Below are 510 nucleotides of genomic sequence, written 5' to 3'. Positions count from 1 at the left end.
GGCCGTGTGGCGTCACACCGCCGTGGTGTCCTTCGGCACGGCGGGCCTGCGGCTCGCGATCACCCGCCTGGCGAGTGAGCGCGGGCTCGTCAGGAAGCCGTATCCCCAGGCCATGTGCATCGTGGCGAGCGCCACCGGAATCTGCAGGCGCGCCTTGGCACCGAGTCCCTTGCCCGCCGGTACCGACCCGGCGACGATGCCGGCCGCGTACGCTGCGGGCACGAGGAAGGCCCACGGTGTGACGGCCGCGCCGACGACGATGCCCGCGGCGATGGCGCACACCGCGGTCGGCGGCGCCAGGTAGCGCAGGTTGATGGAGCCGGCGTGGTAGCGCGCCACGACGTGGCGCCAACGCCCGTAGTCCTTGTACTGCTTGGCCAGCGCGCGCACGGACGGGCGCGGCCTGTACTGGACGCGCAGCTCGGGCGAGAACCAGATCGAGCCGCCCGCCTCGCGGATGCGGAAGTTCAGCTCCCAGTCCTGGGCGCGGATGAACTCCTCGTTGTAGCC

Annotated in this window: 1 pseudogene; it reads right to left on the bottom strand. The window is 72.4% G+C overall.

The features are described 5' to 3' along the window. Nucleotides 1-12 precede the first annotated feature (12 nt). Nucleotides 13-510, bottom strand: a pseudogene (locus IH48_RS0132330) (glycosyltransferase family 2 protein); the annotation flags it as partial.

It is taken from the genome of Streptomyces sp. NRRL F-5126 (assembly GCF_000721265.1).
Lineage (GTDB): Bacteria > Actinomycetota > Actinomycetes > Streptomycetales > Streptomycetaceae > Streptomyces.
Note: the sequence above shows the minus strand (reverse complement) of the source record. Positions and strands in the feature narration are given on the sequence as shown.